Origin of the sequence: Sutcliffiella halmapala (genome assembly GCF_002019665.1) — a bacterium.
GTDB classification, from domain to species: Bacteria; Bacillota; Bacilli; order Bacillales; family Bacillaceae_I; genus Sutcliffiella_A; species Sutcliffiella_A halmapala.
Genome location: NZ_KV917375.1, coordinates 1429988 through 1451963 on the forward strand (window position 1 = coordinate 1429988; position 21976 = coordinate 1451963).

Consider the following 21976-nt stretch of genomic DNA (forward strand, 5'->3'; position numbering starts at 1 on the left):
AGGGACTTGGATTGTCTTTAAACTTTAGAGATGGCTCACGTTATGGCCGAACGACAAAGCGTAAAAAAACCAATCTAATATTAAACGTTTTAATCGGTATTGTCTTTATTTTTATCATCTTTTTAAGTTCGCAGTTGTTCTTCGGTAAAAACACTACGGAGCCTGCCGGCAAAGAAGTAGACACGAACGAACAAGAGCTAAATGATTCAGCAGAGCAAGATGCAGAAGAAGAGAATGGATCTACACCTGCCGAAGAAGAGGAAGAAGCGTCAAAAGAAGAAGAAAAACGTGAAGACGAAGAAGAAATTGATGAAGATACAGAAGAAAATGAAGATGGGGAAGCCCAAGTTTCTGAGAACTCAGATGATCCAAATGTCATCAAAACAATAACGAACCCAAGCTGGGCACCAGTTGGGACGTCACAATCAGAACCCCATGTCTCGATTTATGACGAAAGCCATGTCGACTGGAAAGAAAAACTTAACGCCATCACAGCTGCTACTGGCTTAAGTGGGGACGCCTACACGCTATACTATCTCGGAAATGGTGGCAGTGAACATCATGCTATTGCATCGATAAAAGATAAAGCGTCTGGTGAAAGCTTTAAGGTTTACCTTGAGTGGGTAACTGGAAAAGGATGGAAACCATTAAAAGTAGAACAGGTTAAAGCGTTATAAAGATTTGGTATAGCTTTGCGAAAAAGAACAGATCAACCCTTTTGGGTGGGTCTGTTCTTTTAATTTTATTAACATTTAAAGATGGTTCTAAACAATAAGTATTAACTACTTATCTAAGCAACAAAAATGTTTATTTCCCCTGTAATCTAAAATGCACCACCGCACTATAAAACCGTCTTCCATCTTCAGCCACATGCATTTGATGCGACACAGAATGAACACCCAATAGAATAGCTCTATTATGGTCAATTTTCTCATTAATCTTTTTTTCTAACTCCTTTATATCAAGAGCTTCAAAAAATTCTACTTTGTCTTCCAATAGTTTGAAATCTAAGTTCATAGTCGTAAAAGTCCCCTTCTAGATGCTAGTTTGTCCATCCATCGTACCAAACAATTTGATTGATGAAAATAGGGAATTATGATAGATTAAGAACAGTTAATTCTTTAAATCATACTATACTCATAGGAATTATATAAATTATTGTGGAGTGATCATCATGGGAAGAGAATTTGTTGAGCTATTTAATGATTGGGCGAACTATTATGATGCGACAGTTAGTGGGAAAGATAAGGAGTACGCGGAAGTATTTCGTGGTTATGATGATATTTTAGAGGATGTTGCTTCTAAAGCTATTGGACCTGTGCTTGAATTTGGAGTAGGAACAGGGAATTTAACTAATACCCTATTAAAAAAAGGGCATAAGGTATTTGGAGTCGAGCCATCTAAAACAATGCGTGAAAAGGCTGCAGAAAAGCTACCTGCAACTTTTTCATTGCAGGACGGGGACTTTTTAAGCTTTCCAACACCATCTGAACAAGTCCAATCGATTGTTAGTACGTATGCCTTTCACCACCTAACAGATACGGAAAAAGCCGAAGCAATTCAGTACTATGGAAACTTACTCGAAAAAGGTGGTAAAATAGTATTTGCTGATACGGTGTTTGAAAACAAAGAAGCGTTTAAAGCAACGATTGAGCAAGCTGAAAAACATGAGTTTCTAAACTTAGCGAAAGATTTAAGTACGGAATATTACACAACGATGGATGTTTTGCAGGAAATCTTTCAAAAGAACGGTTTCACAGTAGAATTTCAACGTTTTAATCATTTTGTCTGGGTAATGGAAGCAATCAAACAATAGCTAGTTGGTACCTCTTGTTGTAATTTCTCTCTTTTCAGAGATACAAGAAGAACCATTAGCTAATTTCTATGAAAAGAGGGAATTGAACAAATGAAAGTAGCAATTATCGGAGCAATGGAAGAAGAAGTAACAATTATGCGCGAAAAAATAGAAGGAATCGAAACGACTACTGTTGCTGGTTGTGAGTACTATGCAGGTACGCTTAATGGTGTGGACGTAGTATTATCGAAATCGGGTATAGGAAAAGTAAATGCTGCTCTTAGTACAGCGCTGCTTTTAGAAAGATTTCAACCGGAGATTGTCATTAATACAGGATCTGCAGGTGGATTTTCGCCCCTTTTAAATGTCGGGGATGTCGTTATTTCTACTGAGGTTCGTCATCATGACGTAGATGTTACTGCGTTTGGATATGAGTATGGACAAGTACCTGGGCTTCCGGCAGCATTTGAAGCAGATGCCAAGTTAATAACAATTGCTAAAAAAGCGGCGGAACATGTATCAGGCATGCAGGTGGTAGAAGGATTAATTGCCACTGGGGATTCTTTTATGAATGATCCTATTAGAGTAGAAGCAGTTCGTGAAAAAATGCCGGAATTACAAGCAGCAGAAATGGAAGCGGCGGCGATTGCGCAAGTATGCCACCAGTTTAACGTTCCCTTTGTTGTAATACGTGCATTATCAGATATTGCAGGTAAAGAATCAAATATTAGCTTTGATCAATTCTTAAGTAAAGCAGCATTACATTCGTCTATGTTAATTGAAAATATGTTAGGTGAACTTAAAAACGCCTAATTACTAAAGGCAATGTGTGTGAAGGAGCTAATACCATGAATGTATTTAAAAATGTGAAAGAATTAATCGGAAATACCCCTGTAGTGGAGTTATCCAATTTCCCATTACCAGAGGGTGTGCGTTTATTTGCAAAGCTTGAGTTCTATAATCCGGGTGGTAGTATCAAAGACCGTCTTGGAAAAGAGTTAATAGCAGATGCTGTTGAAAAAGGAAAATTAAAAGAAGGCGGTACGATCATTGAGCCAACAGCCGGAAATACAGGGATTGGCTTGGCGCTTGCAGCGGTAGGAACTAGCTATAAGGTAATGGTTTGTGTCCCGGAGAAATTTAGTATTGAAAAACAAGAATTAATGAAAGCGCTTGGTGCAACAATTGTACACACGCCAACAGAGCTTGGTATGAAAGGTGCAATTAGTAAAGCAAAAGAGTTAAACGAACAAATCCCGAATTCCTATTGCCCACAACAATTTGGTAATCCAGCAAACCCTGATACTTATTATAAAACATTAGGACCAGAGCTTTGGAACCAATTAGGCGGTAAGGTTGGTGTGTTTATAGCTGGTGCTGGTACAGGTGGAACCTTTATGGGAACGGCGAAATATTTAAAAGAAAAAGATGCTACTGTAAAAACTGTTATCGTAGAGCCAGAGGGTTCTATTCTAAATGGTGGGGAATCTGGTCCCCATAAAACAGAGGGCATTGGTATGGAATTCTTGCCTGCCTATATGGATGAGGCGTATTTTGATAGCATCCATACGATTTTAGACGTGGATGCATTTAATCGTGTGAAAGAGCTCGCAGAAAAAGAAGGGTTATTAGTTGGAAGCTCTTCCGGTGCAGCGTTACATGCAGCGCTAGAAGAAGCGAAGCATGCTAAGCCTGGTACGAATATTGTGATGATATTTGCCGATAGCAGTGAGCGTTACTTAAGCAAAAAGATTTACGAAGGAGGAATTTAAATTGAATAAAAAAACGAAGCTCATACATGGAGGAATCTTCGGTGATCCTCATACTGGAGCAGTTTCTACACCAATATATCAAGTTAGCACCTATAAACAGGAAAGCGTTGGAGTATTCAAGGGGTATGAGTACTCAAGAACGGGAAACCCTACTCGCTTTGCTTTAGAAGAGCTAATTAAAGATTTAGAGAACGGAAAAGCTGGCTTTGCTTTTGGTTCTGGTATGGCGGCAATTACTGCAGTTATGATGTTATTTAATAGTGGTGACCATGTAATATTAACGGACGATGTTTACGGTGGCACATACCGTGTGATGACAAAGGTATTAAACCGCGTTGGGATTGAATCAACGTTTGTGGATACAAGTAATTTGGAAAACGTCGAGGCGGCAATTCAAGAAAACACGAAAGCTATTTTTATTGAAACGCCAACTAATCCATTATTAAAAATTACAGATATTCAAAAAGCAAGCCTGCTTGCAAAAAGACATAATCTGTTAACAATCGTAGACAACACATTCAGTACGCCATACTGGCAAAATCCGATTAATTTAGGGGCAGATATTGTCCTTCATAGTGCGACTAAGTATATTGGTGGTCACAGTGATGTTGTAGCTGGCCTTGTAGTCGTTAATTCTGAGAAGCTTGCTGAGGAGCTTCACTTTGTACAGAACTCAACTGGAGGCGTCTTAGGGCCTCAAGACTCCTGGCTACTAATGCGTGGTATTAAAACACTTGGCTTACGTATGGAAGCTACTGAAAAAAATACTCGTCGAATCGTAGACTTTTTAGAAAGTCATCCACTTGTTGGAAAAGTTTACTACCCAGGATTAGAAGAGCATCCGAATCATGAAGTAGCGAAGCAGCAAGCTGGTGGCTTTGGCGGTATGGTTTCCTTTGATATCGGAAGTGAAGAGAAAGCAGATCAACTGTTAGCTAAAATAAAATACTTCACACTAGCGGAAAGTTTAGGAGCGGTAGAAAGCTTAATTTCCGTACCTGCTCGTATGACACATGCTTCCATCCCAGCAGATCGTCGTGCAGAGTTAGGTATTACTGATGGATTGGTTCGAATTTCCGTGGGAATTGAAGATGTAGATGACTTAATTGCTGATTTAAAACAAGCGATTGAAGGATAAGGATTTAGAGGCTGGGACAAAAGAGTTTTAGTCTAAGAAAAACCCGACTAATTTGAGTTTTAAGATCAAATTAGTTCGGGTTTTTTATGTGTTCAACTATACGTTATTTTTTTAGGCGACTCCAGCGGTTGATTGGAGTGCAAGACGAAGACTCCTGCGGGAGAAGTGGCCAATGTGAGACCCCGCAGGAGTGCCGAGGAGGCTCACGGGTCACCCGCGGAAAGCGAAGTCTTGCACGGAAATCAATAGCGGTTTTTAGAGCCGGCACTTAAATTGTTCGTCTTTCGTAAGCGTTTTTTTAGTTTTGTCCCATCCTCTTTTATGGAACAATTATACTAGTGATGTAAGTTTATTATTCGCTATCCGAAACAAATCTGATATAATGAGTATGAATGTACATAATTTTCTTAATAATCGCATTAGGGGGAATTTTAATGTCAGCTTTACCGGTACTAGAAGATATTCAGCAAAAGGTAGACCAGTTTAAAAAGTTAGATGAAAAGCTTTGTCATTACAGTGATGTTCTAGGGCTTCTTGGTTGGGATTCTAAAACAAAAGCACCGAAAAAAGGACGACCTTTGTTTGCGAAAGCAATTGGCACATTATCGACAGAATCATTTAAGCTTTCTATCTCAGAAGAAATGGGTGAATGCATAACCTATTTAACAGAGGAAAAAGTGTGGGAGCAATTAGACGAAGTAACACAGGCCTGCGTAAGAGAACGCAAGAAAAATTACGAAAAGTCGAAAATGATTCCGGCAGATGAGTTTCAAGAGTATGTAATTTTAGTAAATAATGCAAATCGAGTATGGGAAGAAGCACGTGAAAATAATGATTTTGCGTCCTTTGCACCTGTGTTAGAAAAAGTACTAGCATTTAAGAAGAAATTTGCAGAGTACTATGGTTATGAAGGTCATCCTTATAATGCGCTGTTAAATGAGTATGAGCCTGGTTTAACGGTTGAAAAACTAGATCCTCTATTCAAGGAACTACGCCAGAAGAGTGTTGATCTTTTAAATAGAATTAAAGCATCTGAGTCACAACCACGTGCAGATATATTTGCACAAGAATATGATATAGAAGCACAAAAGAAATTTAATGAGTATCTATTACCACTGATTGGCTTCGATATGGAGGGTGGACGCTTGGATGAAACAGTACACCCTTTTGCCCAATCAGTGAACACGGGAGATGTACGGATTACCACCCGCTACTTAAAGGATAATGTTCGTTCTGCGATTTTTGGTACGATTCACGAGGCAGGACATGGGATGTACGAGCAAGGCGTTAACGCAGAATATGAAGGAACGGTCATCCGTCGCGGTACGTCCTTTGGGATACATGAGTCCCAGTCGCGTTTCTTAGAGAACATGGTTGGACGAAGCAAAGAATTCTGGACCTACTTCTATAAAGATTTGCAAAGCTATTTCCCAGAACAACTAAACAATGTGTCTCTTGAAGATTTTTATGCTGCCACAAACCGTGTCGATCCATCATTAATTCGCGTAGAAGCAGATGAGTTAACATATAACCTACACATAATGATCCGCTATGAAATTGAAAAAGCATTATTTGGCGGTGAGATAGAAGTGAAGGATCTACCAAAAGTGTGGAATGAAAAAATAGAAGAATATCTTGGGATTGTTCCACCTTCTGATACATTAGGTGTACTCCAAGATATTCACTGGTCTTTTGGAGGATTTGGCTATTTCCCTTCCTACTCATTAGGAAATTTATACGCTGCACAAATTCTCTATACTTTCCTAAAAGAAGTGCCAGACTTTTACGATAAAATTGAACAAGGAGACTTTCTAGCTATCCGTAATTGGTTAAAAGAAAGTATCCATCAATACGGAAAACTTTATTCTCCAAACGAGCTAATCGTCAAAGTGACAGGAGAAGAGCTAGATGCTAAATATCTCATTAAGTATCTAGAAGATAAATATTCCGCGATTTATCAGTTGTCATAAGAATAAGAAGGGAAAAGCCCGCTGATACCAGTGGGCTTTTCCTATTCTTATTCATCGTTATCCTCAGTTTCTTTAATGTAAAGAGTATTTTCTCTTTTTTCTTGATTTTTCTTTTCGTTACTTGGATTAGGTTGGTTTATGATAATAATTTCTTCTGTTGTGTCACTTTCCGTAGAACAGGCCGTTAATAGAATGAAGGTACAACCAATTAGGAGCAGTCTTTTCATATTCTCGACCTCCTTTTAAAAACTTATTGCCTATTATAACGAAAAAACACCTGCATTTAAATTAACAGCCCTTTATAAAATGAGATTGAGCAAATATCACTAGTTTTATAGAATTTCCGATAAAATGCAATAGGCAGAAGGGGTTAGATGAGGGGATTGAACGGTGAATTTTGACACAAACACAGAATAGATGGAGATATTTACAAGAGAAGAAACCTATTAATCTATGTTAAAGTAGTAAAATGAGGTGATAGTTAATGAATACAAAAGAGCTTCAGATGAAAATAAAAGACTATACGCGATATGCAATGATTTTAACAACAGTAAGTGCGTTCTTATATATAGGAGTCGCTTTCCAGCATGCTGGAAAAGAGGCAATACAGATTTATACGATGATGGGTGCAACGGTGTTGTTTTTAAGTAGCGCCATCTTCTTTGTTTTAAAGACAAGAAAATTCAAGAAACAACTACAAGAGCTAGAGCACGACGAGTAAGAGCCTTTCCGTTCGATGGAAGGGTTCTTTTTTTGTCGACCGGAGATAGTCAAGGCACTCCGCTTGTCTGGTTGTCTAGCTACGTCGGCTAGCTCCTCGAGTCATAAGCCATCTTTCCGCCGGAGGTAAAACCCAACCTCCTGCGAAAATCTGTCTTATGCTTGTCGGAGCTGAGCAAGCCGACTCCGCTTTTCTTATAAAAATTTAGAATTATGAGAAAAAGGTATTTACAAAAGGTATTATCTTGGATATAATTACCTCTGTAAGTAAAATATGCAAAGGAGGTCGAAGAAAATGATGATGAAAAAGTGGATCAACGTAACACAATTAAATAATATAAATCTATTCGACCTATCTGGAGCGACGTGCGCATAATTTTACGTTTTTTTAACGATAAAGCTAACTTTCCAGCCGCAGGAGAATAGATTCCCTGCGGCTTTTTATGTCTATATGCATGAACATCTACCGCAGGGGTGCTATTATCCATGCGGTTTTTTGTGTGCACATTTTAATCAGGCTATGTTAATGCTTATTGTTTATTCTTGACTATCACCAGCGGCGTTTAATAGAGCCTATAATCATTGAAGGAGGTGAGGCACCATGACCCTACATTTATTATTTGTTACCATTACTGTGAAACGAAGAGAACAAAGTATAGAAGAACAATTACATGAAGAAACATTTATTAAATCTTTAAATGATTCAAAGGACCGTTTGTATAATGAAGTGCGTTTCTATTAAGAGATTTTAAAAACAGAAGAAAGGAGTGATAAGGATGAAGAAAAATCATTTTCATCAAAATTGGAAAAGCGTGGAGGAAGACTTCACCTAGTTATCTTTGAAAGGAGTCTTTTATGTTTTTAAAACTAACCCTGTTACCTTTTTGTATCACCCCATGGATCAAAAGAAAAGGGAAACTATAAAAAACGGACGAGAGTATCGAATGGAAGATACTCTCGTCTTTTTTATCACCTTTTTGATTTTCGAAACCCGGCATCGGTTGCTTCTTTTTCTGTATCAAAACATTCCTCTGGGTTGGTACGTTCATAATACATTCCGTTTGGCATATGATAGATTTTTTCCCCACTCGAGCTGATGTTGCCTTTAATGTGACAGTTTGCTAGTTTGGTCTCTTGTTTTTTGGGAGTAGGTTCCTCTACAAATTCTGGATAGAAGCCGTCCTCTTGTGCATAATTTTCTACACTCCAGATTCCAATTGCATTATTTTGTGCTTCCTTTTGTATCGCTTGGAATTGGTCTACATATCGCGTATTTGGCGGATAAATATAGGCAACTCTCGCTAAGCCTCTTTGTAGAAGAGCTTCCTGAACCGATTCACCTTCTACGTATAAATAAGCTAACAGTCTTCCGTATCTGTCACGCTCTCCCACATCCATTTCAATTTCAACGGTTCCGTCTTTTAATAACTCCTCGACAAACTCTTTTGCTTCTTTTCCAAATGGCTGCGGTCCACTCATACGTGGATGGTTAGTTTCAGGGGTATCTACTAACAAAAATCGAAGACTTTCTTCCTTACCATTGATGATGGCTTTAATGGTATCACCGTCAATCACTCTTGTGACAGAGACTTTTGTACGGGGAAACTCGCTTTCGTTTTTGGATGTATCTGTTTCTTGCTCATCTAGCACACTTTCTTCGATAGGAAAGGATGTGCTTTTTTCTATTCCACAGCCAGTAACTGTAAGGAGTATAATCAAACTAATAACATAATATAATTTTTTCATAGGTGTCACCTTTCTTTGCGCGGGTAAAATACAGTTCATTATAACATGGAGGATTTTTCGTATTGGGAAAATTAATTAAAATCCTACTTATGAACGATAGAAAAGTGTTTAAACTATGAAAGATAAGGGTATTTATAGTTTGTACTTTTGTTAGAAAACATAGGAAGAATGCGAGTTGCAAAGTACAAGTTTAACAGGGCAGGAGTGCGTCGATTGATTACTTTTCAGGATGTAACAAAAACGTATGAAGATGGGACAGTAGCCGTTAATAATGTCACACTAGACATACATGAAGGTGAATTTTTTGTGTTAATTGGTCCGAGTGGTTGTGGAAAAACAACGACTTTAAAAATGATTAACCGCCTACATACTATATCAAATGGGGACATTCTCATTGATGGAAAAAGTATAAGTGAACATAATATTCATGAATTACGCTGGAATATCGGCTATGTTCTGCAGCAAATTGCTTTGTTTCCACATATGACAATTGAAGAGAATATCGCAATAGTCCCAGAGTTAAAATCATGGAAAAAGGCAGATATTACGAAAAGGGTAGATGAGCTTTTAGAGCTTGTTGGTCTGGAACCTGATACATATCGCAAGCGCAAGCCATCCGAACTTTCTGGTGGCCAGCAACAACGTGTTGGGGTAGCTAGGGCATTAGCGGCGAATCCTCCCATAATATTAATGGATGAGCCTTTTAGCGCACTAGATCCATTAAGTCGAGAACAACTCCAGCAAGATTTCTTAAAGCTAAAAGAAAAAATCAGAAAAACGATTGTATTCGTAACGCATGACATGAATGAGGCTTTAATACTTGGAGATCGAATATGTTTAATGAAAGACGGTGAAATTGTTCAAGTTGGTACACCTGAAGAATTTTTGAACAAACCTAAAAACGACTTTGTGAAATCTTTTATTGGGAACAAGCAAAGTATACTACTAATTAAATTGGAAGAAATAGTATCAGAAGTGGTTAGTGAGCAAGAGGTTGAATCCGGAGTTGCGTTAGACCAGGAAGCAACTTTAGGAGATGCACTTGAGTTATTGCAACACCATGATGCAGTAACGATAACGAGTGTGAATGGAACCCTAGGTGTTCTTACAAGGCAAAAGGTACTTCAATACATCTATAAACATAGCCAAGAGGGAGGGACCATAACATGACTTTCCTTCAAGAATTAGTGGAAGCAAGAGGGGCACAACTTTGGACTGCTTTGCTTGAACATATCCAAATCTCCGTTATCGCCCTTGCAATTGCGGTAGTGATATCTGTTCCACTTGGGGTATTTCTAACGAGAAAAGAAAAAATTGCAGAACCCATTATTGGCGTTACAGCAGTCTTGCAAACCATTCCCTCATTAGCATTATTAGGTTTATTAATACCTTTAGTAGGGATCGGTTTTGTCCCAGCAGTTATTGCACTATTTTTATATGCGTTACTTCCGATTTTACGAAACACCTATACAGGAATTAAAGAAGTGGACCCATCGTTAAAGGAAGCGGCAAAAGCGATGGGTATGACATCCTTAAAAAGATTGTTTCGCGTAGAGTTGCCATTGGCATTACCAGTCATAATGGCAGGTATACGAACAGCTATGGTACTAATTATCGGAACTGCCACCATAGTTGCACTAATCGGTGCAGGCGGTCTTGGTAGTTTAATTCTTTTAGGGATTGATCGCAATGATAATGTGCTTATTCTTTTAGGCGCAATTCCAGCAGCACTACTCGCTATCCTTTTTGATATTATCTTACGGTCAATTGAATCTGCCTCAAGGAAGGGAGCAGGTAAAAAAGCCCTAATCATTGGACTAGTAGTTATTATGTTATTCTTATCACCATTTGCAATCATGCGTGCTACGGAATCTGATATTGTCATCAGTGGGAAAATTGGTGCAGAGCCAGATATTATTATCAATATGTATAAACTATTAATTGAAGAAGAAACTGGTCTTTCGGTGGAATTAAGACCATCTTTAGGTAACACAAGCTTTGTGTACCGAGCCTTGAAAAATAAAGATATCGATATCTATCCTGAATATTCGGGAACCGCGATTATGACTCTATTAGAAGAGGAACCTGTTAGTTTAGATGAAAGGGAAGTTTTTGACCAGGCGAAAGATGGTTTAATGAAGCAGGATAATTTAGTTTATCTAGAGCCAATGGGCTTTAATAATACTTATGCTTTAGCGATAGCAGAAAACTTTGCTGAACAAAATGAAATCACCACAATTTCCGATTTAGATGAGGCGAAAAATGAAATAAAGGCAGGATTTACGCTAGAGTTTTCAGATCGAGAGGATGGATACATAGGAATTCAAGAAGTCTATGGCCTAACCTTTCCAAATTTAACCACCATGCAGCCTAAATTGCGCTACCGAGCAGTTGGTACTGGAGATATCAATCTTGTAGATGCATACTCCACAGATCCAGAAATTAAACAATTCGACCTACGTGTATTAGAAGATGACAAAAATCTATTTCCACCATACCAAGGGGCTGCCTTGTTAAGAAATGAAACCTTAGAGGAGTACCCAGAACTTGAGGGAATTCTAAACAAACTAGCGAACCAAATAAGTGATGATGAAATGCGAGAGATGAACTACCAAGTAAGTGTGGAAGGAAAGAGCACTTATGAAGTGGCAAAGGAGTTTTTAGATCGTAAGGGGTTGTTGGGGGAATAGAGAGAGAATTTAGAAAGTAAAAAAACTAGGCTGACAATTAGGTGGCCTAGTTTTTTATTATGTCTTTACATCTTAATTCTTTGATTTTATTTTTTATGTGAACGACAAAAATTTTATTATCTTGTAAATCGAAAATCTCGATTGATCTTTCGAGATTATTGATCGCATTTTTATTTTCATCAATGAGGCTATAGTTATAGCCGATGTGATAATAAATGTCTCCTAGTAAATACATACTATCATGTTTTACACACCATTTTATTGCTTCAAAACACGTTTCATTAGACTCAGAGATTCTTTTTAAGCGAGTTAGTGCTTTTGCCTTATTATATAAAAGCTTAGTCTTTATGGTACAATCATGTATATAAGGTATTTTCTTATAATGAGTTAACCCTGCATTAAAAGTGTCTAACGATTTAATGTATTCTTCAACCTCAAAATAGATAATAGCTATACTATTGATGATTTCTATTTCTCTTTCGCCTAAAAGCTTTGAAGTCATTTTTGTCATATCTAAAGCTTCGTTGAATAATTTAAGTGCTGTATTTTTGTTTTTTTGCAGATGATACACACAGATTCCTTCATTCCAAATTAGGAATTGAGCATACTTTCTGTTATTTAAAAACAGGTTATTCTTTTTTTCAGCTTTAACAATTTCATGAACTTCTTCGTAGTTGCATTTGTTCAGCAAATCCCTAACTTCTGTAAAGACTTCTTTTACATACGATAATCTAGGGTTTGCAGCAAGGTCATAAAAGTAATTTATATCGACGCCTAGTCTTTCAGCAATGTAATATAAAGTATTAGCTAAAGGATAAACTTCCCCTTTCTCAATTTTACTTATTTGCGACTGGGTACATATACCTTCACTAAGCTCTGCTTGAGATAAGTTTAATGCAGACCTCAAACTCTTAATTTCCTTCCCAATTAAAGAGAAATCCATGTGTATCCCCCCTAAAAATATTCCTATAATTATATTTTTACTGAGAAATGGAGTATATTCGAGAAAACCACATTCTATATGGCTCTAATCGACTATAATGCTAAATACACTCCTATTAAAAATAGTGTATTATTCCTATTAATAGATAGTTTATTAAATATTTAAAGATTTTTAAACAAAAAACTTTTGGAGGTAGATTTTAAATGAAAAAATTTCTTGTTACTTTTCTAGTGGTTTCCATTACTCTTTTTGGTGCTAACGTGTTCGGTTCATCTGCAAGTGCTTCTGAGAATTTCACACCAACTGAATTACCAACAAGACATTAATTACTAGCTAAAGGAGGGTTTTTACTATGTCATTGACAAGTACAAGCACTTTAGAGCTTACATGCTTTTGGTTTATCGTTGTGGATCGTGAACAAAAAGAGCGTAGACGGTACCGTGTTGCCCAGCTTGTAGATTACAAAAATAAAACTTTTGCTGAAGTTTCAAAGTGGTTTGAAACATTGTTTCAAGAGTACAGCGTCATTAAAGTTGGCAGAGGAACGATTCCTTCTAAGCTTAAAAAGCTACCTTATATTCAGTACTAAGTCTTCCTGTTTAAATAGGAAGATTTTTTTTGTTAGAAATGTGTTTGTATTTGGTAATCAGGTTCAGGCCAGGAGGCAGAGAATAAAGTCAATTTTTATTTATTAACAGTGAACACTAGTTCTTATTCAAATTGTACCATTATTCGAAAGAATTGGTAGAAAAATTAATGGAATCTCTAAAAAGAAAAAACGAGGCAATTATAAAATATTTTTTGTTGTGTACTTGCACGGTTAGGACTCCTTATACATATGAATTAATACTAGGCTCTTGCCTAAGCATTGTTATGGAGGTGAAAGTGTGTCAAGTATATTAGCATCGGTAGGCTACTTAATTAAAGAACTTGTCTTTCTAGTTTCTTATGTCAAAAACAACGCATTTCCACAACCATTATCTTCAGCAGATGAAGCAAAATATTTGGGGCTCATGGCGGAGGGCAATGAACATGCAAGAAATATGTTAATTGAACATAACCTACGTTTGGTTGCACATATCGTTAAAAAATTCGAAAATACTGGGGAGGACTCTGAGGATTTAATCTCCATTGGAACAATTGGGTTAATAAAAGCTATCGAAAGCTTCCATCAAGGTAAGGGAACGAAACTCGCGACCTATGCCGCTCGCTGCATAGAAAACGAAATACTTATGCATTTAAGGGCATTAAAGAAGACCAAAAAAGACGTTTCATTACATGATCCAATCGGCCAAGATAAAGAGGGTAATGAGATCAGTTTAATTGATGTGTTAAAGTCCGAATCTGAGGATGTTATTGATACCATCCAGTTGAATATGGAATTAGAAAAAATAAAAGAATATATTGATGTACTTGATGAGCGAGAACGAGAAGTCATTGTTGGACGCTTTGGCCTTGATCTAAAAGACGAAAAAACACAACGTGAAATTGCAAAAGAGCTTGGCATATCGAGAAGCTATGTCTCCCGCATCGAAAAACGAGCACTGATGAAAATGTTCCACGAATTCTATCGAGCAGAAAAAGAGAAGAAAAAATCTTAACAGAAACATACTAAGACAAAAGAATATTTGATAAAGAAAAATATGAACTAATATGCGAAATTCTATGTAGAGTTTTGCATTAGTTCGTATTTTTTTAGTTTGATTCTGTTTAAGTCTGATTTTTAGATAACCTAGCTGTTGATTGGAGCACAAGGCGAAGACTCCTTGCTCAGAGATAGCGTTTTGTGGAGACCCCACAGGCAAAGCCGAGGAGGCTCCACAAGCGCCCTCTGGATAAGCGAAGCCTAGTGCGGAAATCAACAGCGGTGTTTAACAGATCCTTTATATATTAAGGCTCTCTTTAGGTTAAATTGTTCGTAAATGAAGCTGGGAATTTAATATTCACGTTACACGATCGTTACATATTTGTTATAAAAGTTTTGGGTTTTCTCCGCTTTTGCCCTGTCTCTTTTTTGGAGCTTGCATATGTTAGTAGTATAGATACCTATTGGGAGAGGGAGGTGTTGGTATGTACGGGTATCCTTATGGGCCGTGTTGTCCACCGCCATGTCCTCCACCATATAGACCAGGTGGGTTTTATGGAGGATGGTTGTATGGAATAGTTGTCGTCCTCTTTATTCTCTTATTACTCGGTGGAGGGCACTATTATAAGAATTATCTTGTGAGATAGGCTTATGCTTCCTAAGCATAGGCTTTTTTTAACTGTTACTCTAAACGAAATATTCGTGACGCGAATATTTCGCTTCTCCATAAGTTCGAATAATGGAAATATTATAACTTTTACTTTATAATAAACCATATGAAATTAAAGGGGGATATGAAGGTGACTACTAAAACTTATGAAGAAACTTGGGACTTAGATGTGTTCTTTGAGGGAGGAAGTGACTCAGCAACATTCGCTACATACATAAATGAGATTCAAGAGGAATTAAAAGCATTTGAACAACATATTGCAACGTTTGAGGTGTCTGAGTTAGAAAAAGTATTAAGAGACTATGAGGTAGTAGTAAAAAAGGTTGTACAAAGCTCTGCATTTGTAAATTGTTTACTTGCAGCTGATGTTACGGATAAAAAGGCATCGCAGTTGCAGGGACAAGTAGCTCAAATTCATGCGAAATTACAAGTTTTACTTGGTTCTTTGGATAACAAACTAGTGTCAATTAATGAAGAATCATGGATAACTCTACTAGAAAAGGAAGAATTCAAAGTATTAGAATACGTATTAAATGAACGTAGACGACGGGCGAATGATAAGCTTTCTGCCGATCAAGAAAAACTCGTTACTTCTCTTGCTGTAGATGGATATCACGCATGGGGGAAATTATATAACTCATTGGTCGGGACGATAAAGATTCCAGTTGAGGAAGATGGGAAAGTGAAGGAGCTTTCTGTTGGACAAGCTCAAAATAGGTTCTCAAATGGCGATCGTCAAGTTCGTAAAACAGTGGCAAAAGCATGGAAAGAAGCTTGGGAAGGACAAGCAGATATAATTGCAGCTGCACTCAATCATTTAGCTGGTTTTCGATTACAAGTATATGAACAAAGAGGTTGGGAGTCTGTATTAAAGGAGCCTTTGGACAATAACCGAATGAAGCAAGAAACGCTTGACACTATGTGGCAAGTTATCACAGATCATAAAGGAACGATTGCAAAATACTTAAAAAGGAAAGCAGAACTACTTGGATTAGAAAAATTAAGTATGTATGATGTATCTGCTCCATTATCGGCTGAAGAAACAAAGCTATCCTATCAAGAAGGTGCAGACTTCATTATTGAACAATTTTCAAAGTTTGGCCCGTCACTTACGGAGTTTACGAAGAAAGCATTTGAAGATCGCTGGATTGAAGCAGAAGATCGATCTGGTAAACGTCCTGGTGGTTTCTGTACTAGTTTCCCTGTATCTGGTCAGTCCCGTATTTTTATGACTTATTCTGGAACACTTTCGAATGTTTCTACATTGGCGCATGAGTTAGGACATGCCTTCCATCAGTATGCGATGCATGAAGTACCTACATTAAATAGATTCTATGCAAGTAATGTAGCTGAAACAGCGTCTACTTTTGCAGAAATGATTGTTGCGGACGCGGCAGTTAAGTTTGCAAAGGATGAAAAAGAAAAAATTTCTTTATTAGAGGATAAAATTCAACGTAGCGTAGCTTTCTATATGAATATTCACGCTCGTTTCATATTTGAAACAAGATTTTATGAAGAGCGAAAAAATGGATTAGTAAGTGTAGAAAAGCTGAACGAGTTAATGATAGAGGCACAAAAAGAAGCGTACTGTGATGCTATAGATGATTATGATCCAACATTCTGGGCATCTAAAATGCATTTCTTTATTACCCAAGTTCCATTTTATAACTTCCCATACACCTTTGGTTATTTATTCTCATTAGGAATTTACAGCCAAGCCTTAGAAGAAGGGGCAAACTATGAAGAGAAATATATTGCGCTGTTAAAGGATACAGCATCCATGACGGTGGAAGACCTTGCAATGAAGCATTTAGGGGTAGACTTAACGCAACGCGATTTCTGGGAGCAAGCAGTTTTAAAATCGTTAGAAGACGTAGAAGAGTTTTTAGAACTAACAAAATAAGAAAAAAGGCGATTCACTTTAAATTCGTGAATCGCCCTTTTTTTTGTTTCCTTTTGATTATCACACAGATAAATAATATATGTATCTTTAATTTCTAAAAACAAACATTTATGAACATATTAACGTTACATCTTCTTCAATTTGAAAGTTCCAATCATTAAGAATGCCATAATCAATAGAACAAACATATACACTTGAGATGGGATGTAGGGCTCGGCAAGAAAGCTTAAGGTTACAAAGCAGCCAGCGGCCGTTATTGGAAGACCAGTAAAATAGCCATTACTTTCCGTAATGTTAAATTTCGCTAATCGAAAAGCTCCGCAACTGATATACAAAATAGTGAAGAACATTCCGGAAATTCCGTATTCAAATAAAATTCCTTGATAAATTAATAGTGCAGGGGCAACACCAAATGATATAATATCACTCATGGAGTCCAGTTGTTTGCCGAGTTCTGATTCTATGTTGAATTTACGTGCTACCATTCCATCAAACCGATCTGCAAAAGCAGCAATGAAAATGAGAAGTAAACTTAAACTTAACTGTCCTTTTAACGTATATAGAATAGCGAATCCGCCTAATCCTAAATTTGTTAAGGTGAAGAGGTTAGCAGTTTGGGATTTTAGTTTTTTTAGCGTATGATCTACTACTTCCGATAGTATCATTTTCCGTATGCTCACTCCTTCCTATTAATAAGGAAAGGTAACTCCTTATTGTTAACAATTACTCCTATTTTATGCTTTTAAATTGACTTCGTAAAGATATTTTTGGTCCTTTGGAGGGATATATGTTGTTAAAAAATTTGTACAGATTATCGATTGAATTGACTAATCATAAATACTCTTCTATGGCTGTTAAACGCTTTGCTTCATCTAAAATGAGCAAACGATTTATTCCGTCATTTGCAAGTGTTTATAAAATTAATACGGAAGAAATGCAGGAAGAAATTCACACCTTCCCAACGCTGCAACAGTTTTTTATCCGAAGTTTGAAGCCAAGTGTTCGGCCTATTAATCAAGAGCTAGATTCTGTAGTAAGTCCGGTAGATGCCGTTGTAGAGAAAATGGGTTCTATTACGAACGATTTGCAGATGAGAGCGAAAGGAATTAATTATTCAATAGAAGAGATGCTTTCGGATGAACAAATTGCGCCAAAATATATGGGCGGTACTTATATGGTATTATATTTAAGTCCTAGTCATTATCATAAAATCCATAGCCCAATTTCAGGCGAAGTTACGAAGCAATGGACATTAGGTGGTAAATCGTATCCTGTTAATCAACTTGGATTAAAATATGGGAAAGAACCACTTGCAAAGAATTACCGCAGGTTAACAGAAATTGAACATAATAAAAAGCATGTGGCTTTAGTGAAGGTTGGAGCTATGTTTGTTAATAGCATTGAGCTTACGCATACAACTAGTACCCTTAGTAAGGGTGAGGAAATGGCATATTTTTCTTTTGGTTCTACTGTCATTCTGCTGTTTGAAAAGAATGCTTTCCAATTAGATCCAATTATCAAAGAAAAACAGGAAGTCAAAGTTGGACAAAAGATTGGAAAATGGTTGAGCTAGTGTTGTTAACTAGCTTCTCTTTTGTTTTTAAGTCGAGGAAGCGACAATTTATCGCAATAAAAAAGAGCCGAAATATTGGCTCTTTAGGATGTAGCTTTTATTTTATAGCTTAAGGAACGGCGCTTTATTTCGTGTTCAATTAACTGGATGAAATCTGAGCTAAGTTTTAATTCCGTTGCTTTATAATAGGATTCAAGTAATAATTCATCAGAAAGTTTTCTCATCTGGTTGGCCTCTGCCCTACACCTCCTAGTGTTGGTCCATATGTATAGTCGACTCCAAAATGTTTGATTTCTGTTCTATATCATCAAGTAAGGTCATATATTGTTTAGTTTAGGTAAGTTTGTAACATTACTCTAACATGTATTGTTTTTTAGAACAACCGTTCTGTTATCCACAGGGTGAAGTGGATAACTTGTGAGTATATTGTTTATAATTACCAATAAACCAAAGGCAGTAGTATGTATAGTGTAGATAAGGTTATCCACAAGTGATTAAACTAATTGGAATTGTCGAAAAATATTTATTTTTAAGCATAATTTATATATAGAAACCTTAGTGAAACACTATTATTATCTACAATTTACTTGGAACCTTGAAGGAATTTGGTTAAGATGGTAAAGTGTAATTTTGTTTCGGAAAACATTTAAATGAAATTAATGAATCAAATAGAGGGTGAGCCGAGTGCTAAAGTATTTTTTACCAGCAGAACATGTGAAGAGTGTTTTTGATATAAAGCCAGAAACACTAAAAGAAAAAGGAATAAAAGGTATCATAACCGATTTGGATAATACGTTAGTAGAATGGGACAGACCTGAGGCTACTCCCGATTTAATTGAGTGGTTTAAAGAGATGCAAGCAGCAGGTATCTTCGTTACGATCGTTTCTAATAACAAGTTAAAACGTGTGAAATTCTTTTCCGATCCATTAGGTATTCCATATATTTATGAAGCGCGAAAGCCTCTAAGGCGTGCTTTTCGAAGAGCGCTACGTGAAATGAATATAGCTCCACAAGAGGTAGTTGTGGTAGGAGATCAACTGTTAACAGACGTATTAGGTGGTAATAGACTGGGACTACATACCATTTTAGTAGTACCAGTGGCGAAATCGGACGGATTTGTTACAAAATTTAATCGCAAGGTTGAGCGAAGAATTTTAACATGGATGAAGCGAAAAGGTATGATTTCTTGGGAGGATTAATGAATATGGAAGAACAAGTGGTATGTATAGGGTGTGGCGTAGGGATTCAAACCGAGGATAAGTCTGGTTTAGGATATGCTCCATCTTCTTCGCTGACTAAAGAAACGGTTATTTGTCAGAGATGTTTTCGGCTGAAGAATTATAATGAAATTCAAGATGTTTCACTAACAGATGACGATTTTATCAAAATTTTGAATTCAATTGGTCATTCTGAAGGATTAGTGGTCAAAATTGTCGACATTTTTGATTTCGATGGCAGTTGGTTGCCAGGTTTGCACCGATTTGTAGGAAATAACAAAATCCTGCTTGTCGGGAATAAAGTAGATTTACTTCCTAAATCAGTGAAACCGAATAAAGTGATTAATTGGATGAAACAGGCAGCGAAGGAATTAGGATTAAAGCCAGAAGATGTATTTTTGATTAGTGCAGATAAAGGTGCAGGTGTAAAAGAATTAGCTGCTGCTATTGAAGAACATCGAAATGGTAAAGATGTATATGTAGTTGGGTGTACAAATGTTGGGAAATCAACCTTTATTAATCGGATTATCCGTGAGTTTACAGGAGAGAAGGATGTTATTACAACTTCTCAATTTCCAGGAACTACGCTTGACTTAATCGATATTCCTTTAGATAATGGCGCATCGCTATTTGACACACCAGGTATTATAAACCGTCATCAAATGGCTCACTTTGTTGATAAAAAAGATTTAAAGATTATTTCACCGAAAAAAGAAATTAAGCCAATGGTCTTTCAATTAAATGAGGAGCAAACGCTATTTATTGGTGGCTTAGCAAGATTTGATTTTGTTAAAGGTGGAAGAAACTCCTTTACTTGCTATTTTTCAAATAACCTATATATTCACCGTACTAAGCTCGAAAATGCGGATCGGATGTATCAAGAGCATTTAGGTGAACTTTTACAACCACCTGGAGAAGCGTATGCAGAAACTTTCCCAGAGCTAACAGCACATGAATTTACCATTAAAGAAGAGAAAACGGATATTGTGTTTTCGGGACTTGGTTGGATAACGCTTAATGAAGCAGGTTTAAAAGTGGTAGCTCACGTTCCAAAGGGTGTCGGTGTAATGATTCGTAAGTCCTTGATTTAATCAGTAAAGGAGAATAGGGAACTATGAAAAAGCTATACGGTGTAATCGGTAGTCCTATTCAACATTCCATGTCTCCGCTCATTCATAATGATGCTTTTCTTCAATTAGGCATAGATGCTCATTATCATGCGTTTCATGTGTTGCCTAAAGACTTGGAGGCTGCGGTAGTTGGATTAAAAGCTTTAGGTGTAGCTGGTTTTAATGTAACCATACCACACAAAAAAGCCATTATCCCTTTACTTGACGAAGTGGACAATACGGCCTTAAAGATTGGAGCCGTTAATACGGTGGTAAATGAGAATGGCAAATGGACAGGTTATAATACCGATGGTCCAGGCTATGTAGCGGCATTAAAGCAGATTACCGCAACAGAAAATAAACATATACTTATCATTGGAGCGGGTGGGGCTGCTAGAGCTATTCTATATTCTTTAGTGAAGGAACCTGGAGCGAAGGTAGATATTTTTAACCGAACACCAGAAAAAGCCCAACATTTAATCGAAGAATTTTCATTACAAGGTACTAGTCGGGCAGTAACGATGGCCGAAGTGGTTGGGAATATGCCAAACTACGATGTGATTGTACAAACTACATCTGTTGGAATGCACCCTCATATAGAAGATAGTCCTGTGCAAATAGCGACACTCAAAAAGAATGCGATTGTAAGTGATATCATTTATAATCCATTAGAAACAGATTTATTAAAACAAGCAAAACTAAAAGGTGCCATTACACAAAATGGTGTACAAATGTTTGTGTATCAAGCAGCTCTTGCGTTTCAGTATTGGACAAACCGTGTCCCTGATGTGCATAGAATGGAAAAAATAGTAACAGAACGACTAGGAGGAACAACATGTTAACAGGTAAACAAAAAAGATTTTTACGCTCTAAGGCTCATCATTTAGATCCTATCTTTCAAGTAGGTAAAGGTGGCGTCAATGATAATATGACGAAACAAATTTCCGAAGCACTTGAGGTTAGAGAGTTGCTAAAGGTTAGCATCTTACAAAACTGTGAAGATGATCGTACAGTGGTAGCACAAGAGCTAGTAAAAGGTACAAAGGCAAAACTTGTTCAAGTAATAGGAAACACAATCGTTCTTTATAAAGAGTCGAAAGAAAACAAACAATTGGAACTACCTAGATCTAGATAACTAAAGGGG

25 protein-coding genes are annotated in these 21976 nt (G+C 37.0%); 19 read left to right on the plus strand and 6 right to left on the minus strand.

What is annotated here, in order from left to right:
* The first annotated feature begins 11 nt into the window (after nt 1-11).
* Nucleotides 12-677, plus strand: coding sequence for a YrrS family protein (locus BK580_RS06810; RefSeq protein ID WP_078379603.1), 666 nt, complete (start codon nt 12-14; stop codon nt 675-677).
* Nucleotides 678-807: 130 nt separating this feature from the next.
* Here the strand turns inward: BK580_RS06810 and BK580_RS06815 are convergent, their stop codons facing one another.
* Nucleotides 808-1017 (minus strand): DUF2536 family protein, encoded by a 210-nt coding sequence (locus tag BK580_RS06815; RefSeq protein WP_078379604.1) that lies wholly within the window; start codon nt 1015-1017, stop codon nt 808-810.
* Between the two features lie 157 nt (nt 1018-1174).
* On the opposite strand from BK580_RS06815, the gene BK580_RS06820 reads away from it, so the two are divergent.
* From BK580_RS06820 to BK580_RS06840, 5 genes are all read left to right on the plus strand, one after another.
* Nucleotides 1175-1816 (plus strand): class I SAM-dependent methyltransferase, encoded by a 642-nt coding sequence (locus tag BK580_RS06820; RefSeq protein WP_078379605.1) that lies wholly within the window; start codon nt 1175-1177, stop codon nt 1814-1816.
* Nucleotides 1817-1906: 90 nt separating this feature from the next.
* Nucleotides 1907-2608, plus strand: coding sequence for a 5'-methylthioadenosine/S-adenosylhomocysteine nucleosidase (mtnN, locus tag BK580_RS06825; protein ID WP_078379606.1), 702 nt, complete (start codon nt 1907-1909; stop codon nt 2606-2608).
* 35 nt (nt 2609-2643) lie between these two features.
* Nucleotides 2644-3567 carry a PLP-dependent cysteine synthase family protein gene (locus tag BK580_RS06830; protein ID WP_078379607.1) on the plus strand — a complete coding sequence of 308 codons (924 nt, stop codon included), beginning with the start codon at nt 2644-2646 and terminating at the stop codon, nt 3565-3567.
* 1 nt (nt 3568) lies between these two features.
* Complete coding sequence (locus BK580_RS06835; protein ID WP_078379608.1) at nt 3569-4705, plus strand: bifunctional cystathionine gamma-lyase/homocysteine desulfhydrase; 1137 nt, start codon at nt 3569-3571, stop codon at nt 4703-4705.
* Between the two features lie 434 nt (nt 4706-5139).
* The gene (locus BK580_RS06840) at nt 5140-6675 is read left to right on the plus strand and encodes a carboxypeptidase M32 (RefSeq protein ID WP_078379609.1); all 1536 of its coding nucleotides are present in this window, start codon (nt 5140-5142) and stop codon (nt 6673-6675) included.
* Between the two features lie 47 nt (nt 6676-6722).
* Here BK580_RS06840 and BK580_RS06845 read toward each other — a convergent pair whose 3' ends face one another.
* A complete protein-coding gene (locus BK580_RS06845; protein ID WP_078379610.1) occupies nt 6723-6902 on the minus strand; it encodes a hypothetical protein in 180 nt (59 codons plus the stop codon).
* Between the two features lie 257 nt (nt 6903-7159).
* Between BK580_RS06845 and BK580_RS06850 the strand changes: the two genes are divergently transcribed.
* Both BK580_RS06850 and BK580_RS06855 read left to right on the plus strand, forming a co-directional pair.
* The gene (locus BK580_RS06850; protein ID WP_078379611.1) at nt 7160-7396 is read left to right on the plus strand and encodes a YrhC family protein; all 237 of its coding nucleotides are present in this window, start codon (nt 7160-7162) and stop codon (nt 7394-7396) included.
* Between the two features lie 600 nt (nt 7397-7996).
* On the plus strand, nt 7997-8137 hold the full coding sequence (locus tag BK580_RS06855) for a YrzI family small protein (RefSeq protein WP_078379612.1): 141 nt from the start codon (nt 7997-7999) through the stop codon (nt 8135-8137).
* 227 nt (nt 8138-8364) lie between these two features.
* Here BK580_RS06855 and BK580_RS06860 read toward each other — a convergent pair whose 3' ends face one another.
* Entirely contained in the window at nt 8365-9141 is a 777-nt protein-coding gene (locus BK580_RS06860) for a thermonuclease family protein (RefSeq protein ID WP_078379613.1), read from the minus strand.
* Nucleotides 9142-9354: 213 nt separating this feature from the next.
* Between BK580_RS06860 and BK580_RS06865 the strand changes: the two genes are divergently transcribed.
* The gene (locus BK580_RS06865) at nt 9355-10311 is read left to right on the plus strand and encodes an ABC transporter ATP-binding protein (RefSeq protein WP_078379614.1); all 957 of its coding nucleotides are present in this window, start codon (nt 9355-9357) and stop codon (nt 10309-10311) included.
* Entirely contained in the window at nt 10308-11831 is a 1524-nt protein-coding gene (locus tag BK580_RS06870) for an ABC transporter permease/substrate-binding protein (protein ID WP_078379615.1), read from the plus strand. The genes BK580_RS06865 and BK580_RS06870 overlap by 4 nt, the downstream gene beginning before the upstream one ends.
* Nucleotides 11832-11877: 46 nt before the next feature.
* On the opposite strand, the gene BK580_RS06875 is transcribed toward BK580_RS06870, so the two are convergent.
* Complete coding sequence (locus BK580_RS06875) at nt 11878-12774, minus strand: helix-turn-helix domain-containing protein (protein WP_078379616.1); 897 nt, start codon at nt 12772-12774, stop codon at nt 11878-11880.
* A gap of 203 nt (nt 12775-12977) precedes the next feature.
* On the opposite strand from BK580_RS06875, the gene BK580_RS24025 reads away from it, so the two are divergent.
* The 4 genes from BK580_RS24025 to BK580_RS06890 all read left to right on the plus strand — a co-directional run bounded on the left by BK580_RS24025 (nt 12978) and on the right by BK580_RS06890 (nt 16932).
* Entirely contained in the window at nt 12978-13100 is a 123-nt protein-coding gene (locus BK580_RS24025; RefSeq protein ID WP_268877365.1) for a hypothetical protein, read from the plus strand.
* Between the two features lie 26 nt (nt 13101-13126).
* Nucleotides 13127-13363, plus strand: coding sequence for a hypothetical protein (locus BK580_RS06880; RefSeq protein WP_078379617.1), 237 nt, complete (start codon nt 13127-13129; stop codon nt 13361-13363).
* 298 nt (nt 13364-13661) lie between these two features.
* Nucleotides 13662-14375 carry an RNA polymerase sporulation sigma factor SigK gene (sigK, locus tag BK580_RS06885; protein WP_078379618.1) on the plus strand — a complete coding sequence of 238 codons (714 nt, stop codon included), beginning with the start codon at nt 13662-13664 and terminating at the stop codon, nt 14373-14375.
* 784 nt (nt 14376-15159) lie between these two features.
* On the plus strand, nt 15160-16932 hold the full coding sequence (locus tag BK580_RS06890) for a M3 family oligoendopeptidase (RefSeq protein WP_408055238.1): 1773 nt from the start codon (nt 15160-15162) through the stop codon (nt 16930-16932).
* 125 nt (nt 16933-17057) lie between these two features.
* Here the strand turns inward: BK580_RS06890 and pssA are convergent, their stop codons facing one another.
* The gene (gene pssA, locus BK580_RS06895) at nt 17058-17597 is read right to left on the minus strand and encodes a CDP-diacylglycerol--serine O-phosphatidyltransferase (RefSeq protein WP_078379620.1); all 540 of its coding nucleotides are present in this window, start codon (nt 17595-17597) and stop codon (nt 17058-17060) included.
* A gap of 125 nt (nt 17598-17722) precedes the next feature.
* Between pssA and BK580_RS06900 the strand changes: the two genes are divergently transcribed.
* Nucleotides 17723-18505 (plus strand): phosphatidylserine decarboxylase, encoded by a 783-nt coding sequence (locus tag BK580_RS06900; protein ID WP_078382669.1) that lies wholly within the window; start codon nt 17723-17725, stop codon nt 18503-18505.
* 83 nt (nt 18506-18588) lie between these two features.
* On the opposite strand, the gene sda is transcribed toward BK580_RS06900, so the two are convergent.
* Nucleotides 18589-18729: a sporulation histidine kinase inhibitor Sda gene (gene sda, locus BK580_RS06905; protein WP_078379621.1), complete on the minus strand. Its 141-nt coding sequence runs from the start codon at nt 18727-18729 to the stop codon at nt 18589-18591.
* 460 nt (nt 18730-19189) lie between these two features.
* Here sda and BK580_RS06910 point away from each other — a divergent pair, with 460 nt between their 5' ends.
* Genes BK580_RS06910 through yhbY form a run of 4 tightly spaced genes read left to right on the plus strand, consistent with a single transcriptional unit; the run spans nt 19190 to nt 21967 of the window.
* Nucleotides 19190-19705 (plus strand): YqeG family HAD IIIA-type phosphatase, encoded by a 516-nt coding sequence (locus BK580_RS06910; protein WP_078379622.1) that lies wholly within the window; start codon nt 19190-19192, stop codon nt 19703-19705.
* Between the two features lie 5 nt (nt 19706-19710).
* A complete protein-coding gene (yqeH, locus tag BK580_RS06915; RefSeq protein ID WP_078382670.1) occupies nt 19711-20814 on the plus strand; it encodes a ribosome biogenesis GTPase YqeH in 1104 nt (367 codons plus the stop codon).
* Nucleotides 20815-20837: 23 nt separating this feature from the next.
* Nucleotides 20838-21674 carry a shikimate dehydrogenase gene (gene aroE / locus BK580_RS06920; protein WP_078379623.1) on the plus strand — a complete coding sequence of 279 codons (837 nt, stop codon included), beginning with the start codon at nt 20838-20840 and terminating at the stop codon, nt 21672-21674.
* Entirely contained in the window at nt 21668-21967 is a 300-nt protein-coding gene (gene yhbY, locus BK580_RS06925) for a ribosome assembly RNA-binding protein YhbY (protein ID WP_078379624.1), read from the plus strand. Before aroE ends, yhbY begins: the two co-directional genes overlap by 7 nt.
* Nucleotides 21968-21976 lie beyond the last annotated feature (9 nt).

What these genes read in the sequence shown, in the direction of transcription:
- BK580_RS06815 (WP_078379604.1), bottom strand. Translation starts at nt 1,017, where the DNA reads ATGAACTTAGATTTCAAACTATTGGAAGACAAAGTAGAATTTTTTGAA.
- BK580_RS06820 (WP_078379605.1), top strand. Translation starts at nt 1,175, where the DNA reads ATGGGAAGAGAATTTGTTGAGCTATTTAATGATTGGGCGAACTATTAT.
- mtnN (WP_078379606.1), top strand. Translation starts at nt 1,907, where the DNA reads ATGAAAGTAGCAATTATCGGAGCAATGGAAGAAGAAGTAACAATTATG.
- BK580_RS06830 (WP_078379607.1), top strand. Translation starts at nt 2,644, where the DNA reads ATGAATGTATTTAAAAATGTGAAAGAATTAATCGGAAATACCCCTGTA.
- BK580_RS06840 (WP_078379609.1), top strand. Translation starts at nt 5,140, where the DNA reads ATGTCAGCTTTACCGGTACTAGAAGATATTCAGCAAAAGGTAGACCAG.
- BK580_RS06845 (WP_078379610.1), bottom strand. Translation starts at nt 6,902, where the DNA reads ATGAAAAGACTGCTCCTAATTGGTTGTACCTTCATTCTATTAACGGCC.
- BK580_RS06850 (WP_078379611.1), top strand. Translation starts at nt 7,160, where the DNA reads ATGAATACAAAAGAGCTTCAGATGAAAATAAAAGACTATACGCGATAT.
- BK580_RS06855 (WP_078379612.1), top strand. Translation starts at nt 7,997, where the DNA reads ATGACCCTACATTTATTATTTGTTACCATTACTGTGAAACGAAGAGAA.
- BK580_RS06860 (WP_078379613.1), bottom strand. Translation starts at nt 9,141, where the DNA reads ATGAAAAAATTATATTATGTTATTAGTTTGATTATACTCCTTACAGTT.
- BK580_RS06870 (WP_078379615.1), top strand. Translation starts at nt 10,308, where the DNA reads ATGACTTTCCTTCAAGAATTAGTGGAAGCAAGAGGGGCACAACTTTGG.
- BK580_RS06875 (WP_078379616.1), bottom strand. Translation starts at nt 12,774, where the DNA reads ATGGATTTCTCTTTAATTGGGAAGGAAATTAAGAGTTTGAGGTCTGCA.
- BK580_RS24025 (WP_268877365.1), top strand. Translation starts at nt 12,978, where the DNA reads ATGAAAAAATTTCTTGTTACTTTTCTAGTGGTTTCCATTACTCTTTTT.
- BK580_RS06880 (WP_078379617.1), top strand. Translation starts at nt 13,127, where the DNA reads ATGTCATTGACAAGTACAAGCACTTTAGAGCTTACATGCTTTTGGTTT.
- pssA (WP_078379620.1), bottom strand. Translation starts at nt 17,597, where the DNA reads ATGATACTATCGGAAGTAGTAGATCATACGCTAAAAAAACTAAAATCC.
- sda (WP_078379621.1), bottom strand. Translation starts at nt 18,729, where the DNA reads ATGAGAAAACTTTCTGATGAATTATTACTTGAATCCTATTATAAAGCA.
- yqeH (WP_078382670.1), top strand. Translation starts at nt 19,711, where the DNA reads ATGGAAGAACAAGTGGTATGTATAGGGTGTGGCGTAGGGATTCAAACC.
- aroE (WP_078379623.1), top strand. Translation starts at nt 20,838, where the DNA reads ATGAAAAAGCTATACGGTGTAATCGGTAGTCCTATTCAACATTCCATG.
- yhbY (WP_078379624.1), top strand. Translation starts at nt 21,668, where the DNA reads ATGTTAACAGGTAAACAAAAAAGATTTTTACGCTCTAAGGCTCATCAT.